11 protein-coding genes and 2 pseudogenes are annotated in these 15,132 nt (G+C 73.2%); 6 read left to right on the forward strand and 7 right to left on the reverse strand.

Annotation, left to right across the window (positions count from 1 at the left end; all coding sequences use genetic code 11):
• Nucleotides 1-104: 104 nt before the first annotated feature.
• From OG410_RS31520 to tnpA, 4 genes and pseudogenes are all read right to left on the reverse strand, one after another.
• The gene (locus tag OG410_RS31520) at nucleotides 105-1,445 is read right to left on the reverse strand and encodes a hypothetical protein (protein ID WP_329302193.1); all 1,341 of its coding nucleotides are present in this window, start codon (nucleotides 1,443-1,445) and stop codon (nucleotides 105-107) included.
• Nucleotides 1,446-1,605: 160 nt separating this feature from the next.
• Nucleotides 1,606-2,901 (reverse strand): GAF domain-containing protein, encoded by a 1,296-nt coding sequence (locus tag OG410_RS31525; protein ID WP_329302194.1) that lies wholly within the window; start codon nucleotides 2,899-2,901, stop codon nucleotides 1,606-1,608.
• Nucleotides 2,902-3,160: 259 nt separating this feature from the next.
• Nucleotides 3,161-4,795, reverse strand: a complete 1,635-nt coding sequence (locus OG410_RS31530; RefSeq protein ID WP_329302195.1) for an acyl-CoA dehydrogenase family protein — start codon at nucleotides 4,793-4,795, stop codon at nucleotides 3,161-3,163.
• Between the two features lie 110 nt (nucleotides 4,796-4,905).
• Nucleotides 4,906-5,276 (reverse strand): annotated as a pseudogene (tnpA, locus tag OG410_RS31535) (IS200/IS605 family transposase); the annotation flags it as partial.
• A gap of 100 nt (nucleotides 5,277-5,376) precedes the next feature.
• Between tnpA and OG410_RS31540 the strand changes: the two are divergent.
• Both OG410_RS31540 and OG410_RS31545 read left to right on the forward strand, forming a co-directional pair.
• Complete coding sequence (locus OG410_RS31540) at nucleotides 5,377-6,591, forward strand: RNA-guided endonuclease InsQ/TnpB family protein (RefSeq protein WP_329302196.1); 1,215 nt, start codon at nucleotides 5,377-5,379, stop codon at nucleotides 6,589-6,591.
• A 54-nt stretch (nucleotides 6,592-6,645) separates the two neighbouring features.
• Nucleotides 6,646-7,815 carry a YihY/virulence factor BrkB family protein gene (locus OG410_RS31545; protein ID WP_329302197.1) on the forward strand — a complete coding sequence of 390 codons (1,170 nt, stop codon included), beginning with the start codon at nucleotides 6,646-6,648 and terminating at the stop codon, nucleotides 7,813-7,815.
• Nucleotides 7,816-7,842: 27 nt separating this feature from the next.
• Here OG410_RS31545 and OG410_RS31550 read toward each other — a convergent pair whose 3' ends face one another.
• Complete coding sequence (locus tag OG410_RS31550; RefSeq protein ID WP_329302198.1) at nucleotides 7,843-8,676, reverse strand: NmrA family NAD(P)-binding protein; 834 nt, start codon at nucleotides 8,674-8,676, stop codon at nucleotides 7,843-7,845.
• Nucleotides 8,677-8,819: 143 nt separating this feature from the next.
• On the opposite strand from OG410_RS31550, the gene OG410_RS31555 reads away from it, so the two are divergent.
• On the forward strand, nucleotides 8,820-9,761 hold the full coding sequence (locus OG410_RS31555; protein ID WP_443063917.1) for an AraC family transcriptional regulator: 942 nt from the start codon (nucleotides 8,820-8,822) through the stop codon (nucleotides 9,759-9,761).
• Nucleotides 9,762-9,990: 229 nt separating this feature from the next.
• Complete coding sequence (locus OG410_RS31560; RefSeq protein ID WP_329304305.1) at nucleotides 9,991-10,692, forward strand: helix-turn-helix transcriptional regulator; 702 nt, start codon at nucleotides 9,991-9,993, stop codon at nucleotides 10,690-10,692.
• Between the two features lie 9 nt (nucleotides 10,693-10,701).
• On the opposite strand, the gene OG410_RS31565 is transcribed toward OG410_RS31560, so the two are convergent.
• Nucleotides 10,702-11,115 (reverse strand): VOC family protein, encoded by a 414-nt coding sequence (locus tag OG410_RS31565; protein ID WP_329302200.1) that lies wholly within the window; start codon nucleotides 11,113-11,115, stop codon nucleotides 10,702-10,704.
• An 84-nt stretch (nucleotides 11,116-11,199) separates the two neighbouring features.
• Here OG410_RS31565 and OG410_RS31570 point away from each other — a divergent pair, with 84 nt between their 5' ends.
• Together OG410_RS31570 and OG410_RS31575 are read left to right on the forward strand one after the other, a co-directional pair.
• Nucleotides 11,200-11,889: a ThuA domain-containing protein gene (locus tag OG410_RS31570; RefSeq protein ID WP_329302201.1), complete on the forward strand. Its 690-nt coding sequence runs from the start codon at nucleotides 11,200-11,202 to the stop codon at nucleotides 11,887-11,889.
• Between the two features lie 193 nt (nucleotides 11,890-12,082).
• Nucleotides 12,083-13,618 (forward strand): annotated as a pseudogene (locus OG410_RS31575) (carboxylesterase/lipase family protein); the annotation flags it as partial.
• A gap of 462 nt (nucleotides 13,619-14,080) precedes the next feature.
• On the opposite strand, the gene mmuM reads toward OG410_RS31575, so the two are convergent.
• A complete protein-coding gene (gene mmuM / locus OG410_RS31580; RefSeq protein WP_329302203.1) occupies nucleotides 14,081-15,007 on the reverse strand; it encodes a homocysteine S-methyltransferase in 927 nt (308 codons plus the stop codon).
• Nucleotides 15,008-15,132: the final 125 nt, after the last annotated feature.

Consider the following 15,132-nt stretch of genomic DNA (forward strand, 5'->3'; position numbering starts at 1 on the left):
ACCGGTCCGCTGAGCACGGGGCGCGGGCCCGCTGTCCGAGCGGCCCGTTCCCGGGCGAGCGGCCCGTTCCCGGGCGGCCGGCCCCGCTGTCCGAGCCCGCGCTGCTATCCGAGCGAGCCGTCGACCGACGACAGCGGCACCGCGTAGAGCACCCGGTGGCCCGCCGTCCCGGTGAGACTCCACAGCTCGCCGGTCTGCTGCCAGTAGGAGAGCGACCCGGTGCCGAGGCCCCAGCATGCGTGCGACCGGTCGGCGGTGCACGTGGCCGCCTCGGCGCCCTCTGTGCTCTGACGCCACAGGGACCCGTGCCCGGAGCGGCTGTCGGACGGCCGCCCGATGTACCACTTGGCCTCGCGGTCGCCCGCGGACCGGTGCGAGAGGGCGCCGGAGATCCCGGATCCCTTGGTCGTCCAGGCCTCGACCGCGCTCACATGGCCCTGGGCGTCGGCGAGCAGTCCGGTGCGGTACGCGGCGGTGCTGAACGCGTACCGCCACAGGCGGGTGCGCTCCGGACGGTCGTCCGCGGCCTCCGTCGCGACCAGGCTGTCGGGAGCGGTCGTACGGTCCAGGGAGAGCGAGCCGATACAGGGGACCGCGCGGTCGCGGGCGCACGAGCCGCCCTCCAGGTCGTACGAGCCGATGGCGGGGAGCACGTACCGGTAGCCGGCGGCCGAATAGCCGTGGCCCACCCGGCCCACGGCGCCGCTGTCCACGTCGGTCCGCAGCAGCCGGTGCAGGTCGAAGACGAGCAGGCCCTCGCCGTGGTCCGCGGTGACGATCAGCTTGTCCTGGTACCAGACCATGCCGCCGAGGCCGGCGTGTACCGCCGTGAAGTCCTTGCCGCCGGCCCGTGGGGCGACCAGCAGGACCCAGCGGTAGCGGAGGGCGTCCGGATCGGTCGCGTCGACGACGGCGATCCGGGCCAGTCCCTCGTCCCGGTCCGGTGCGGCCGCGCGGCCGTCTCGGTGTGTCCAGCCGGCGAGGATCACCCGGTGCGTGCCCCAGGTGCCGTCGTCTTCGGCGTCACCGGACGTCGTCACGGAACGCGGCTGCCATCCCGAGGTCCGCGCGTCGTCGTCGCCCCAGCAGTAGGCGCGGGTGGCCGTGGGCTCGACGGGGAGCGCGGCCCGCTCGTCCGCCGAGCAGTCGGCGGTGTTCCGCATCGGGCGGTCGGCGTCGCGCAGGACTCCGTCGACGCCCACGTTGCCGCCCATGTTCCCGCTGAGCGTGTCGAGCGCGTCCCGGGAGGCGAGGTTCTCGTGCAGGCTCAGCTGCGAGGAGGCGCCGGTGCGGAGCGGGGTGAGGCCGCCCGGACTGTTGGCGCCGGTGGCCTGCGAGGTGCTGATCAGGGTGGCGGCCGCGGTGAGGGCGAGCGCGGTTCCGGTGAGCGTGGCGCGCAGCGCCTGTCCTCTTCGTCGACGACGGTGTCTGCCGCGCTGCTTCATGCGTCCTCCCGGATAGGCCAACTGCCTCCCCCGCCGAGGGCGTTGACGGAGAGACGGGTGGGGTGGCCTGTGGAGTGGATGCTACGGCAGAGACCCCCCGGCCAGGTCGAAGACCGCGGAAGACGCCCCCGAAATACGCCCGCTTCACCCCTTCTCGCCTTCACGAGGGGTCCGGTCCGGCCGTCGCGCGTGCTCCGAGCACCGCGGGCGCGGTCGAGTGCGGCAGCAGGTCCCGGGGGTCGTCCGGCAGCAGGACCTCGACCTCCACCTCCTCGCGGAAGCGGTACGGACGGTGGTCGAGGAGCCCGATGAGCCGGCGGCGTACGCGGGAGAGTTCGGCGCGGACCGTGACCGTGCGGGTGGGGTCGCCGAAGAGGTCGACCGCGAGCTGCGCGGCGCTGCGTCCCTGCCGGTGCACGGCGAGGACGTAGAGCAGTTCGGCGTGCCGCGGGCTCAGGTCCTGGGCCCAACTGCCCGCCGTGCCCGAGACGGTGATGTGCGGGCGCCGGGGTTCGCCGAGGTCGAGGACCACCCGCCCGGCGCTTCCCAGGTCGTCGGCGCCGGTGACGCGCAGCAGCCAGCCGCCGGGCATCGGTTCGGCGACACACGTTCCGAGGGAGGGCAGCCAGGTGCGGCCCGCGCCGAAGGAGTCGGGCAGCGGGACCCGGTCCACGGGCGGCATTCCGGTGACGGCGGCGAGCCAGCCGTGGGAGTCCACCACGAGCGCCGGACCGTCCAGCCGGCACAGCAGGGGCGCGGCCACCGCGCGCAGCCGCTCGATGGCCGTCAGATGCGCGGTGCGCAGTTCGCTTTCGGCCAGTCTGGACACCGTGTCGACCAGAGCGAGGGTGGCGGGATGAAAGGTGCTGTCCGGGCCGCTCACGTCGATGATCCCGAGCAGCCGTCCGTCGCGCGGGTCGTGGACGGGGGCGGCGGCGCACGTCCAGTCGTGCAGGGTGCGCACGAAGTGCTCGGCGGAGTGCACCTGGACGGGGGCGTCCGCCGACAGGGCGGTTCCGATGGCGTTGGTGCCGGTGGTGTCCTCGCTCCAGGCGGCGCCTTCCTCCAGGCAGATGCCGTCGGCGCGGCGCAGTACGCCCGGGTTCCCCTCGCGCCACAGCACCCGGCCCTCGGGGTCGGTGACCACCATGATCTGGAGGGAGGCGTCGGCGACCGTCCCGAGGCCGCCGTGAAGGGTCGGCATCACATCGGCGAGCGCGGTGGAGGTCCGCCGGTGTTCGAGTTCGTCGGAATGGAGAAGGGTGCTGTCCGTTCCTTGTTCGGGATTGATGCCAAAACGTTTCGCTCTTTGCCAGGACCGGCCGATCACCGGACGCGGGGCGAACACGCCGGGCTCGCCCTTGACCGACGCGGCCCACGTCTGCCGGCGGTGCTCCGCAGCCTCGGACGCGTCGGACGGTGCGAACCGGGCTGGGTTGAACGATGTGGTCTTCACAGAGCACTCCCGAAACCAGGACCTCGTACGGGCCGCGTCACCGCCGTCATCCCACATCGTGCCTGCTCTCGGCCGCGTCCGCCGGGCCTTCCCACAAGGTGCACAAAGGAATGCAACGGTCTGCAACTCTCGCCAACGGTCACAAGGTTCCTTGAAACTGACAGCGATGCCGCCCGTGCGGTGTCCGAGCTCCTGAACGGGGCGAGCGGCGGGGGTGGTGCCGTGTCGGCGCAGCACCACCCCCGCGTCAGCGCTCTCCTCAGGCCACCGGCCGGGCCCGCTCCACCACCGTGGCCAGATCCAGACTGTGCGGCAGCGTGCCGAACCCCGTGCCCCAGTCACCGCCCAGACGCGAGGCGCAGAACGCGTCGGCGACCTCCGGGGGCGCGTACCGGACGAGCAGCGACCCCTGGAGCACCAGCGCGATCCGCTCGACCAGCCGGCGGGCACGGGCCTCGATGCCGTCCAGGTCGGCGAGTTCCGTCAGCAGGTTCTTGATGGCCCCGTCCAGCCGGTGGTCGGCGCCGCGGGCCCGGCCCACCTCCCGCAGATACGCGTCCAGAGCCCCCGGCTCCCGCTGCAGAGCGCGCAGGACGTCCAGCGCCTGCACATTGCCCGCGCCCTCCCAGATGGAGTTGAGCGGCGACTCCCGCAACAGCCGCGGCATTCCGGACTCCTCGACGTAGCCGTTGCCGCCCAGACACTCCAGCGCCTCCACCGCGACCGGCGTACACCGCTTGGTCACCCAGTACTTGGCGGCCGGCACCGCGAGCCGCAGGAACGCCCGCTCCTGCTCGCTCCCGTCGTCGTACGCCGCCGCGAGCCGCATCGCCAGGGTCGTCGCCGCCTCCGACTCCAGCGCCAGATCGGCGAGGACGTTGCGCATCAGCGGCTTGTCGAGAAGCCGGCCGCCGAACGCCTCGCGGTAGGTGCAGTGATGGATCGCCTGCGCGACCGCCTGCCGCATCAGCGACGCCGAGCCGAGCACACAGTCCAGCCGGGTCGCCGCGACCATCCCGATGATGGTGCGCACCCCGCGCCCCTCCTCGCCCACCCGGCGCGCCCACGTCCCGTCGAACTCGACCTCGCTCGACGCGTTGGACCGGTTGCCGAGCTTGTCCTTGAGCCGCTGGATACGGAAGACGTTCCGGGTGCCGTCCTCCAGGACGCGCGGCACCAGGAAGCAGGTCAGCCCGCCCGGAGCCTGCGCCAGCACCAGGAAGCCGTCCGACATCGGCGCCGAACAGAACCACTTGTGCCCGGTCAGCGCGTACGTCCCGTCCTCGGCGAGCGGCCGGGCCTCGGTCGTGTTGGCGCGTACGTCGCTGCCGCCCTGCTTCTCGGTCATGCCCATACCGAAGAGCACGCCGGCCTTCCGAGCGGCGGGCCGCAGCTCCTGGTCGTAGACGGTGGCCGTCAGCCGCGGCTCCCACTCGGCGGCGAGCGCCGGGTCGGTGCGCAGCGCGGGCACCGCCGCGTGGGTCATCGACAGCGGACAGCCGTTGCCCGCCTCGGCCTGCGTCCAGACCACGAAGCCCGCCGCGCGCCTGACGTGTCCGCCGGGGCGGGTCCAGGCCGACGTCAGCCCCGCCGACACGCCCTTGCCGAGGAGGCGGTGCCAGGACGGGTGGAAGTCGACCTCGTCGATCCGGTTGCCGTAGCGGTCGTGGGTGCGCAGCTTCGGCGGATTCTCGTTGGCCAGCGCACCCCACTCCTGGACCTGGGCGGAACCGGTCGTCCGGCCGAGTGCCGACAGTTCCTCGCGCGCCTCCGGCAGAAGCTCTGGATCGAGATGCCGGTCGACCGCCTCGCCGAGGGCTCGGTCGGCGGTGAAAACGTCATATCCCACCAGGGGGGGAGCCTGGTTGGTCACGGTGTGGGTGCTGGCTGCCATCCCCTGATTTTCGCAGGGATTCCCGGCCTTCAGGCCAGGCGGGAATACGATCCTCGGCCCGGAGGCGCGGAGCGCCAGGAGTTCTCTGCGCTGCGGGGTGACGATCGGACCGGCCGCTTCTGGTTCTCGATGTGGTCCCGGACGATGGCCGACGGTGCGCCGCCGCGGGATCCCGCGAAGTACGACGGGGACCAGAACGCCGTCCGGGTGTCGGTCCGGTTGATCTGGCCGGTGTACTCCGCCCGCAGGTGTCGGGAGCTGACGCCCTTGGGGGAGTTGACGAGCTTGGGCAGGGCGTTTTCGGCGAGTGGTGCACGAGCAGGTGGACGTGATCGCCTTCACCATCGAACTCGTGCAGCCTGGCGTCGAAGCTCTCGCACACGTCCCGCATGATCGCCTCGCAGCGCCTCAGCATCTCACCGTCGAAGATCTCACGCCGGTACTTCGTCACGAACGCCAAGTGGGTGTGAAGGTGGTGGATTGCGTCATTTCCTCATTTCATATGAGGATCTGGTTCTCAATGGAGTGAAATACGCCAAGATAGTGGAATCGAGCGAACTTGACCGAAGGGGGTGGGCTGGATGATCCGTGCGTACAAATTCCTCTTGCGGCCCACCGTCCGCCAGGGTCAGGCGCTGGGCGAGATGCTGCGGGACCACTGCTCCCTCTACAACGGGGCCTTGCAGGAACGCCGCGACGCTTACCGGCACGTGTCGAAGACCATCGTCAAGTACGGGGTGCAGTCCGCGCAGCTCAAGGAGATCCGGGCGTTCGACCCGGAGCGTCAGGGCCGCTGGTCCTTCAGCTCGCAGCAGGCCACTCTGCGCCGCCTGGACAAGGCGATGCAGGCGTTCTTCCGCCGCGTCAAATCAGGCGGCACCCCGGGCTACCCTCGCTTTCGTGGGGTGAACTGGTTCGACACGGTGGAGTTCCCGAAGGACGGGGACGGCTGCCGCTGGGACTCCACGCCTCACGACCCGGTCACCCGCGTCCGCCTCCAGGGCGTCGGCCACGTCAAGGTCAACCAGCACCGACCGGTGGCCGGCAGGGTCAAGACGGTGTCGGTCAAGCGCGAGGGCCGTAGGTGGTTCGTCGTGCTTACCGCTGAACAGGAACGGCCGCAGCCGCTGCTCGCGACCGGCAGTGTGGCCGGGATCGACCTGGGCATCGCGAACTTCCTCGCCGACTCGAACGGCGCCTTCGTGCCCAACCCGCGCCACGGCCGCCGTGCAACTGCGAAACTCCAGGCGGCGCAGCAGGCCCTGTCCAGGTTCCCCCGCTGTAAGGCCAAGGACCGCACCGCCAATCACCAGCGGGCCGTGGAGAAGGTCGCCCACCTGAACGGCAAGGTCCGGCGTCGGCGGCTGGATCACGCGCACAAGACCGCGCTCGACCTGGTCCGCGCACACGATTTTATCGCGCACGAAGACCTCAAGATCCGCAACATGAGCAGGGCCCCCGCACCGAAACCCGACCCCGATCAGGTAGGCGTGTTCCTGCCGAACGGGGCCACCGCGAAGGCCGGGCTCAACCGCAGCATCACTGACGCCGGATGGGGGGTGTTCCTGACGATCCTGCACGCCAAGGCTGAAAGCGCCGGACGGGAAGTGATCGCCGTGGACCCCCGCAACACCTCCCGCACCTGCCCCCACTGCGGGCACACCGCCGAGGAGAACCGGCCCACCCAGGAAAGATTCTGCTGCCTCTTGTGCGGCCACACCGCGCACGCCGACACAGTCGGGGCAGTCAACGTTCTACGGGCCGGGCTGGTCCATCGCCACGCCGACCTGGTGTAACGAGAAGCCCCCCGGCTTTAACCGGGGGAGGAGTCACACCGCTACCGTAAGGACGTGCACCAGGCAAAAGAAACCTCCGAACGGCCTCGCCCCGGCCGCTTTCACCGCGCTCGCGTGCTCTACCGGAACGTCTCCAAGCGCAGGACCGCCTGGCTGCTGATCAAGGACACCGTCAACTCGTGCATGGAGTACCGGATCCTGGGGCTGGCGGCCGAGGCCGCCTTCTTCACGCTCCTGTCCGTGCCGCCGCTGTTGCTGAGCATGATCGGGCTGCTCGGATACGTGGACGCCTGGACGGGCGCCGACACCATCGCCAGCCTGGAGTCCAACATCCTGGACGCGTCCCGCACGGTGCTGACGCAGAAGGGCGTGCACCAGATCGCGGAGCCGATCCTGCACGACGTCATGAAGGGCGGCCGGCCCGACATCATCTCCCTCGGCTTCCTGTTCGCCCTGTGGTCGGGCTCGCGCGCGGTCAACGTCTTCGTCGACACCATCACCGTGATGTACGGGCTCGACGGCACCCGGGGCATCGTGAAGACCCGGGTGATGTCCTTCCTGCTGTTCATCGTGGCCCTGCTGATCGGCTCCGTCCTGCTCCCGCTGATGGTGGCGGGCCCGGACGCCGTGGTGAGCATCGTGCCGTGGTCGACGACCGTCGTGCAGATCCTCTACTGGCCGGTCGTCATCGTCCTGTCGGTCGCCTTCCTGACGACGCTGTACCACGTGTCAGTCCCCGTCCGTTCACCCTGGGTGGAGGACGTGCCGGGTGCACTGGTCGCCCTCGCCATGTGGGTCCTCGGCAGCTTCCTGCTGCGCATCTACCTGACCAACACCATCGAGGGCCCCACCATCTACGGCTCGCTCGCCGCCCCGGTGGCCGTCCTGCTGTGGATCGGCGTCGCCGCCTTCGCCGTCCTGGTCGGCGCGGCCGTCAACGCCGCCATCGACCGGGTCTGGCCGGCCGCCGCCACCGCCGCGGCCCGCGCCGCCAACGAACGGATGCGCGAGGTCCAGGCCGCCGAGTACGTGGCCCGCGCCGCCGCACACCGCTCCTACGACGCCGACCCCGACGACCCCGACATGCCCTCCGAGTTCCCGGAACGCTGGTCGCGCTTCCTGCCCCCGGAGGACGTGACGTCCCGCCTGCGCACCCACGCCAAGAACACCCACCACACCCACCGCGCCCCGAAGAACGGCACGGAGCACCCTCCGGGGGAGTGAGTCGGGAGTGAGTCCTGGCAGGGACCGTCAGGCTTTCCACACCCCGGCCGCCGCGGCCTCCCGCGCGAAGTCGGTGAAGTCCCGCGGCGCACGGCCGAGGATCTCCCCGACGCCGTCCGAGAGGTGGGAGTTGCGGCCGTCGAGGAGGCTCTCGAAGAGCTCGACGAGGAACCCGGCCTCCTCGGCCGGCACTCCGAAACCGGCCAGCGTGTCGCCGTACTGCCGCGCCGTCACGGGTGTGTAGGTCAGCTCCTCGCCCGTGGCCCGCGAGATCTCCGCGACCGCCTCCCGGAAGGTCAGCAGCCGGGGCCCCGTGATCTCGAGCTCCTGGCCGGTGTACTTCTCGCCCCCGGTCAGCGCGGCCACCACGACGTCGGCGATGTCCCGGACGTCGATGAACGGCTCCCGCACCTCGCCGGCCGGGAAGACCAGCTCCCCATGGCGCAGCCCCTCGACCAGCGGGCCCTCGCTGAAGTTCTGCGAGAACCACGACGCCCGTACGATCGTCCAGTCCGCGCCGGACGTCACCAGCGCCTCCTCGGTGGGCCGGGCCCGGTCCTCGCCCCGCGACGACAGAAGCACCAGCCGCCGCACGCCGAGCCCCACCGCCTCCCGGGCCAGGGCCCCGACCGCCTTCGTGGCCGCCGGCGAGCCGACGTCCGTGGGATGCGCCAGGTAGGCCGCGTCGGCGCCGCTCAGCGCCCCGGCCCACGTCGAGGCGTCCTCCCAGTCGAAGCCCGTGGCGCGCGAGGCGGCCCGGACCGTCAGTCCCGCCGCCCGCGCGGCCCGCGCGACCCGGCTCCCGGTCCGCCCCGTGGCGCCTGTCACCAGCACTGTCATGTCCCGCGTGTTCTCTGTCATGCGGCCCAGTCAACTGCCGTCCCCGGCAGGGAACCATCGGCGAACAGCTCATTCCCATAAGCGGTCGTCCACGGTCCTCCACGGCTGCCCGGGCCGCCGTCTACGCTGGCGGCATGAACGCTCCGCCGCGCTCGGACCCGCTCATGCGGGGGGACCCCCTCGCGAGCCTGCTGGAGGGTCCGCGCGCGCGGGGCGCCTTCATGATCCGCGCGTGCTTCGACCCGCCGTGGTGCGTACGCGTCGAGGACCGCGCCCCCCTGACGATCATGCTGGCGGTCCGCGGTGACGCCCGGGTCGTACCGGACCGGGGCGAGGGGCTGCGGCTGCGGGCCGGTGACCTCGCCATCGCGCGCGGCCCCGACCCGTACGTCTGCGCCGACGACCCGGGCACCCCGCCCCAGGCCGTGATCCTGCCGGGCGGCGAGTGCGTCTACCCGGACGGACGCTCGCTGAAAGGCCACTGGGACCTCGGCGTCCGCAGCTGGGGCGACCGGCTCGACGGCTCCACGGTGCTGCTGATCGGGACGTACATGATGCGGGGCGAGGTCAACAGGCGGCTGCTCGACGCCCTGCCGCCGCTGCTCGCGCTCCCCTCCGACGTGTGGGAATGCCCGCTGACCCCGATCCTCGCCGCGGAGATGACGCGCGACGAGCCCGGCCAGGAGGTCGTCCTCGACCGGCTCCTCGACCTGCTGATGATCACCGCCCTGCGGGCCTGGTTCTCCCGCCCCGAGGCCGCCGCGCCCGCCTGGTACCAGGCCCTCGCGGACCCGGTCGTGGGCCGCGCGCTCCGGCTCCTCCAGGACGACCCCGCCCGCCCCTGGACGGTCGGCGGGCTCGCCGCCGAGACCGGCGTCTCCCGTGCCGCGCTGGCCAGACGCTTCGGCGAACTCGTCGGGGAACCCCCGATGACGTACCTGACCGGCTGGCGTCTCGCCGCCGCAGCCGACCGGCTCCGCGAGAGCGACGACACCCTGGAGACGATCGCCCGCCACGTCGGCTACGGCAGCGCCTTCGCGCTCTCCAGCGCCTTCAAGCGGGTCTACGGCGTCAGCCCGCAGGAGCACCGGGCCCGCCCGGCGTAGCCTGGCGGACATGTACGCGGAACGGGCGTCCCGGCTGCCGGGCGCGGTGCTCTGGAGCCGTGTCCTGAACGGTTCCGCGCCTGACGGCGGGGCCGAGGCGGCGCCCGCGCGCCTGACGCCGGGCACGGAGGCGGGGGCCGCCCGCCTCGGCGAGCCGGCGTCCGCGCGGGGCGCGGACGCGGGACGCGCGGGCTCGGCGGAGCGTGCGTCCGCGCCCGGTGCGGTGGCGATGGCCGCGTTCGTCCGCGGGATCGAGGGCGAGGGCCCGGCCCGGGACGGTCCTGCGGCCGGCCGGGACGCTTCCGTCACCGCCCGGGACGCCGTGCTCCCCGACGGCTGCATGGACCTGCTGTGGACCCGGGGGCGGTTGCTCGTCGCCGGTCCCGACACACGGCCCCACATCCCGGACGGCGTGCCCGGCGGCTGGGCGGGCGTCCGTTTCTACCCCGGCACGGCACCCGCCTACCTGGGCGTGCCCGCGGACGAACTCCGGGACCGGCGCGTGGAGCTGACCGAGTTGTGGCCCGCCGCCGAGGTGCGCCGCCTCACCGCGCGGATCGACGCGGCCGCCGACCCCGTGGCCGCGCTCGAAGAGCTCGCGCTGCGCCGGGCGGCCGAGGCCGGTCCCCCTGATCCGCTGCTCGGCGAAGTGGTGGCAGCCCTGGACGCGGGACGCCCGGTAGCCGAGACGGCCGACCGACTGGGCCTGGGGGCGCGGCGGTTGCACCGCCGCTCGCTCGCCGCCTTCGGGTACGGACCCAAGACCCTGGCCCGGGTCCTGCGACTTCAGCGGGCCCTCGCCCTCGCCCGTGACGGTGTGCCCTTCGCGGAGACCGCGCTGCGCGCCGGGTTCGCCGACCAGGCTCATCTGGCGCGAGACGTACGGGAGTTGGCGGGAGCGCCGCTCGGTGAGCTGGTCGGTCACCGGTGACGGGCCCGGCTACTGCGCGGGCGCCGTCCCTCCCGGCAGCGGGGCGAACAGGTCGACGCCGTTGCCGTCCGGGTCGTGCACGACGGCGTACCGCATGCCCCAGAAGGCGTCCCACGGCTTGAGTTCGCCGTGGTGGCCCGCGCCGACCATGCCCTCGTACACGGAGTCGACCTCGGCGGGGTCCTCGCAGCGGAAGGCGAGCGACACCCTGCCACCGCCGCTCGGAGGCCGCCACCCGGCGTGGAACGACCTGATGGTGTCCTCCGTGTCCAGCGCGAGGCGCAGCCCGCCGGGCAGTTCGGCCTCGACGTGCGGCTCGTTCTCCGCGCCCGCGGGGAACACGAGCCCGAGACGGCTGTAGAAGGCGAGGGAGGCGGCCATGTCGGAGACGGCCAGCCCGATCACATCGAATCGTGGAGTCATACGGCCACCGTAGGAGGATCCCCGGCGGCCGGTCTTGAACGAAACGGACAGCGCCCGGCGAACGCGCGCCCTTAGGCTCCGGGCATGGTCTTCCGCGTTCTCGTCTACACCCGTACGACCGGCTACCGGCACGACTCGATCCCGGCCGCGGTGGGCGCCGTGCGCGCCCTCGGCCACGCGCACGGCTTCGAGGCCGACGCCACCGAGGACCCCGAGGTCTTCGAGGCCCCCCTCGACCCGTACGCGGCCGTCGTCTTCCTGTCGACGAGCGGCGAGGTGCTGACGCCGCGGGGCCGTGACCGGCTGGCGGCCCACGTCGAGGGCGGTGGCGGCTTCGTCGGGGTGCACGCCGCCGCCTGCACCGAGTACGACTGGCCCCACTACGGAGAACTGCTCGGCGCCCGCTTCGAGAGGCACCCGGACCTCCAGCCGGGCAGGGTCGTCGTCGAGGACCACGGACATCCCGCGACCCGGCTCCTGCCGCCGGTCTGGGATGTCACGGACGAATGGTACGACTTCAGGACCAACCCGCGCGAAGCGAACGGTGTGCGGGTGCTCGCCTCCGCCGACGAAGCGTCCTACGAGGGCGGGGGAATGGGCGGCGACCACCCGCTGGTGTGGTGCCGGGAACAGGGCGCGGGCCGGGTGTTCTACACCGCGCTCGGCCACGCCGTGGAGGCGTACGAGGATCCTGACTTCCTCGGACACCTGCTCGGCGGCATCCTCTGGGCGGCACGGGAGCCTTCGGCGGCCGCTTCGGACCAGGGGGCCTGACCCGCGGCGCCGGTCCCGGCCGGGGGCCCGGCAAGGCCCCGCCCCGACCCGGCCGACCGGCCGCGTCATGCCGCGAAGCCGGCCGGACAGGGGACCTCCGCAGGAATACCGGGACGCGATGTGGTGCTCTGATCTCTACAGCGCGGTGGTGCTCCGGTCTCTACGGCGCGCGACGGTGAGGAGCTGGTCCCGGATGACGGCGGACTCGGTGGACTCGGTTGATCCGGTGGCGGGGACGAGGGACCCGGTGGTCTCCACCCCTTACGGAGCGGTGCGCGGCCGGTACGAGAACGGGATCGCGGTCTTCCGGGGCATCCCCTACGCGGCCCCGCCCTTCGGCGCCCGCCGCTTTCGCCCGCCCGAGCCGCCCGAGCCCTGGGACGGGGTCAGGGACGCCGGCGCCTTCGGACCGACCCCGCCGAAGCCGCCGTACTCCGAAGCGTTCGCCCGGCTCCTCGCCGACCCCGTCGTCCCCGGCGACGACTGCCTCAATCTCAACGTGTGGACTCCGGCGCCGGACCCCGCCGCCCGCCTCCCCGTGATGGTGTGGATCCACGGCGGCGCGCTGACCCGCGGTTCCTCGGCCATACCGGTGTACGACGGGCACGCCTTCGCCCGCGACGGTGTGGTCCTCGTGTCCGTCAACTACCGCCTGGGCGTGGAGGGCTTCGGCCTCTTCCCGGACGCGCCCGCGAACCCCGGGCTGCGTGACCAGCTCGCCGCGCTGGAATGGGTGCGGGAGTCCGTCGCCCGGTTCGGCGGAGACCCCGGCCGGGTGACCGTCTTCGGCGAGTCCGCCGGGGCCATCAGCATCGGCGCGCTGCTCGCGAGCCCGCGAGCCCGGGGCCTGTTCCACCGGGCGGTCCTCCAGAGCGGGCCGCCCGAGGCGAGCGACCGCGACAAGGTGCGCCGCATGGTGCGCAGGATGGCCACGCGGCTGAAGATCCCCGCGACGGCGGAGGCGTTCGCCGCCGTCGACCGCGACCTGCTCCTGCGCACCCAGGCCGAGGTGGGCAGGCTCAGCAGCCCGGTGCTCGGCGGTCCCGCCTTCGGCATCGTCGTGGACGGCGACCTCGTGCCCCGGGACCCGCTTCAGGCCCTCGTCGAGGGCGCCGCGGCGGACGTCGGCCTCCTGCTCGGCTGGACGCGTGACGAGTACCGGCTGTGGCTCGTGCCCGGCGGGCTCCTGGAGCGGGTCGACCGGCTCGGCCCGGTCGCCCTGGCCGGTGCGATGGCCCGCTGCCACTGCGGCCACGAGGTGCCCCGCGGCTACCGCGCCCTCCGCCCCGAGGCGGGCACCGCCGATCTCGTCGGCCAGATGATCACCGACCATCTCCTGCGGGTGCCGCTGCACCGCCTCGCCGACGCGCGGAGCGGCACGCCGACCGCGTCCCTCGACGCGGACGTCCCCGGCGGCCGGGCCCCGGCGCACGTCTACGAGTTCGCCTGGCCGTCCAACGTGCCCGGCCTCGGTGCCTGTCACGCCCTGGAACTGGGCTTCGTCTTCGACTCCGTCGGCGTACCGGAGGCGGCGAAACTCGCGGGCGAGGGCGCTCCGCAGGAGCTGGCGGACGCCATGCACGGCGCGTGGGTGCGGTTCGCGGCCGACGGCGACCCGGGGTGGGCCGCCTGGGACCCCTCGCACCCGGTCCGGGTCTTCGGTGCCGGTGCCCCGCACACCGTGCACGGCCCGCGCGACCGCGAGCTCGCCCTGTGGGAGGCCGAGTCGGCCGGAGCCGCGGCCGGGCCCGCGAGCGGCCCCACCCGCAGGCAGACCGGCAGATCCACGGTCGGGGCCGTCGGCACGTCCCCGCTCGGAACCGCCGGACGGCCCACCGCCGGCGCGGACCCCGGCCCCGCCGCCCGTACCGTCGCCGGGACGGGCGACGGACTCCCGGGCAGTACCGTCGCCGGGACTGCCGACGGGCCCTCGGGCAGTCCCGCCGCCAGGACTGCCGACAAGACCTCCGGCAAGAGCGCGGACAGCCCGCCCGGGGCGGTGGACGGAGCGTCCGCGTCCGCCTCTCCGGGCATCGACGAGCCTGTGCGCATCACGACACCGCTGTCGGCCGTGCGACGCTTCCGTCGCTCGGGCGGCCCGGGACGGCGCTGACCTCGGCCCCCCGCCCCGGCCGGTACGGGTACGCCGGGTGGCTCCGAGTCGGGGGCGGGGCCTGGGCGGCGCGCGGGCTCAGGCGGCTCGCAGCGCCGACGTGATCCCCGTGATCGCCTCCGGGCCCACCCGGCAGCAGCCGCCGATCAGCCGGGCCCCGGCCCGCTCCCACCCGCCGACCTGGGCGGCCGTGAACGTGGAGCTCCCGGTCCAGGCGCGGGCCGCCGCGTCCCAGGTCTCGCCGCTGTTCGGGTAGACCACGACCGGCTTTCCGGTCACGCGTGCGGCCGTGGCGACAGCCGCGTCGACGTCGGCGGGAGCACAGCAGTTGACCCCGACCGCGATGACCTCGTCCGCCTCGGCGGCCAGGGCGAAGGCCTCCTCCAGCGGCTGCCCGGCCCGTGTACGGTCACCGGCCACGCTGTACGACAGCCACGCCGGTACGCCGAGCCCGCGCACCGCCCGGAGCAGCGCCCGCGCCTCGTCCGTGTCCGGGACCGTCTCCAGCGCCAGCACGTCGGGCGCGGCGGCGGCCAGCACCTCCAGGCGCGGCAGGTGGAACCGCTCCAGTTCCGCGACGCTCAGCCCGTACCGCCCCCGGTACTCCGAACCGTCCGCGAGCATCGCCCCGTACGGACCGACCGACGCGGCGACCCACAGGGGCCGCGTGACGCCCTTCGCGTGCGCGCGCCGAGCGGCCTCGCGCGCCGACTCGACACTCAGGCCGAGCAGTTCGGCACCCCGCTCGCGCGGGACACCACGTCGGGCGAAACCCTCGAACGTCGCCTGGTAACTGGAGGTGATCGCCACGTCCGCGCCCGCCTCGTAGTAGGCGAGATGCGCCTCGACGATCGCCTCGGGCCGGTCCGCGAGCAGCCGCGCCGACCACAGCGCGTCGCTGAGATCGTGTCCGGCCGCTTCGAGCTGGTTGGACATGCCACCGTCGAGCACGACCGTGCCCGAGGAGAGCGCGTCGGCGAAGGCGGGGGTGGAGTCGCTGTTCATGTCACGACGCTAGTCGATGCGACGGGAAAGCTGCTCTCCGCGACCGTGCCCCGCCACGATCACCGGCCCGGACCGGGGACCTGGTCACCGCGGTCCACCGTAGTCCGGCGGCCGGGGCCCGACCG

The organism is Streptomyces sp. NBC_00659 (assembly GCF_036226925.1).
Classification (GTDB): domain Bacteria; phylum Actinomycetota; class Actinomycetes; order Streptomycetales; family Streptomycetaceae; genus Streptomyces.